The sequence below is a fragment of the Saccharopolyspora sp. NPDC000995 genome (genome assembly GCF_053599315.1).
Map to the genome: position 1 here is coordinate 1 of NZ_JBSFLZ010000299.1, position 1,983 is coordinate 1,983.

At 68.2% G+C, this 1,983-nt stretch carries 1 protein-coding gene and 1 pseudogene; one reads left to right on the forward strand and one right to left on the reverse strand.

Going from position 1 to position 1,983, the window contains the following annotated elements; genetic code table 11:
* The coding region (locus tag ACWDKQ_RS35925; RefSeq protein ID WP_450143199.1) for a hypothetical protein at window positions 1–291 on the reverse strand (291 nt) is incomplete at its 3' end.
* Between the two features lie 1,380 nt (window positions 292–1,671).
* Here ACWDKQ_RS35925 and ACWDKQ_RS35930 point away from each other — a divergent pair.
* A pseudogene (locus ACWDKQ_RS35930) lies at window positions 1,672–1,983 on the forward strand (hypothetical protein); the annotation flags it as partial.

The following is a 1,983-nucleotide window of genomic DNA, read 5'->3' on the forward strand; positions in this document are numbered from 1 at the left end:
GTGGTGGGGGAGCACCTGGATGTGTATGCGGGAATGTCGGTGCGGGGCATGTGGTCGGCGCGGTTCGGCAGCGGGATCGGGGAGGCGCTGTCCGACGGCCTGGGCGAGTTGTTCGGCGAGGTCGGGTATCAGGCGGCCACGGGCCAGGACGTGACCTGGAACCCGTTCTCGCTGACGGCGGGCGTGTCCGAGTCGGTGTCCAGCGGTGTGGGCAATCTGGCGGGCTTGGCGTGGCGGGGCAAACTGCACCCGCAAGGCCCAAGCCCCTACCTCGACGACACCAGCCGACATCCAGACACCACCACCGACGGCGGCGGGCTCGACGAGGAGAAAACCCCGCTGCTGGGGGCAGGGCCTGGGTCGCAGACAGGGGATACCCCTGGCTCCCCGGGCAAGGACAACACATTAACCCCTGCCGGTGCCTCGAAGATGTCCGATGTGGACTCTGTTTTTCAGCTCGGTCCGGTCGGTCCGGTGGATTCGGCTGGGGTGCCGGCGCCTTCTGGTGATGACCTGGTGGTGCCCGGCCCCGGTCCGGCCCCCGGTGTTGCGGTCGGCAAGTACGGAGACACAACCAGTGATGCTCCGGCCGTGCCAGGTTTCGGGCAGCACCGGCCGGGCACACCACCACCGGCATATTCAGATGGGGCAGCGGGTTCCGGTCCGGACAGGCCGGTAACACCGCCTCCGGACTACCGCTGGTTGCCTGGCGAAGATTGGGTCGTGTCATCTGATGCAGCGGGGCAGACAGCGCCAGGGGACCGGCCGTTGGAGGTGGTTTCACCGCAGGAGCGAGATGCAGCGGCGGAGAAGTCACCGGCGGTCACCTCGCATGCTGCTGACTTGCCTTGGGATGCCACGCTACCGAAGACCATAACGTCTGGGTCTGGGTCTGGGTCTGGGTCTGGGTCTGGGTCTGGGTCTGGGTCTGGGTCTGGGTCTGGGTCTGCGTCTGCGTCTGCGTCTGCGTCTGCGTCTGGGTCGGTCGCGGACCCGGACGGTGGCGCTGTGCCCCCGGGGCATAAGTCCTCGGTGGATAACTGGATCGGCCAGAGTGGGTCTTCCGGTGTGGATTCGGTTGCGGAGATTGGGGATTCGTATCGCCTGGATGCTCCTGCGGTGTCGGGGGATTCGGCAGCGTTGCCGGCGGAGGTATCGCAGGCGGCCCCGTATCCGCAACAGAACCCGGCGACGCCACCAGTTGCGGACCTGCCAGCGCACATGGTCCGCGTGCCGGTGCCCGCGGATGTAGTCTCCGGTGGCAGGTTGGCGGAGTTCGTGCGGGGCGTTGTTGCGGATTCCACTGGCGGCCCCGTGGTGCTGGTGTCCCAAGGCGATCCGGATAAGGCTGTGACGGTGTCGCAGGGGCGGGGAACGGCTCTGGCGCGAGATGTGGGGCGGGATGTTGTCGCGTGGACGCCGAGGCAGGACGGGCGAGGCCCGCGTTGGACAGTATTCGCCGCCGATGGTTCTCGTCCCAGGCCGGTGGCCGGATCCGGTGGTTCGGTGCCAACTGGGGGACGCAGGGGTCTGGTCGGCCGGGCGGACTCCTCGGCAGCTGTTCCGGTCTTTGCTGAGACGACGGTGGCTTCGGATGCGATACCGGTTGAGCACACGAGGTCGGTGGCTCGGGACGCACAGCCCGCGGCAACAACCACACACGATGTCGCGGTGGGCACCGTGCGGGATGCCGGGGTGCCGGTTATGCGCTGGGAGGACGGCCGAGGCAAGGCGATTTCCGTGTCTGCGGAGGGGGGTAGGCCGTGGCCGGTTAAGTCGCGGGCGCGGGTGGCTGGTGTGGCGCGGGCGGAGCCGTTGCTGTTCGGGGGGTTTGCTGATCCGGGAGAGGTGATTGACCGGGCCCGGGGACTGGTGCCTGACCTGCCGCATATCCAGGTCGTGGGTGTGCATGTGGTGCCGGGTGGGTGGGCGGTGTTGCCGGATGGCCGGCTGGCGGCGCCTGAGGAATTCGCTGAGGTGGTG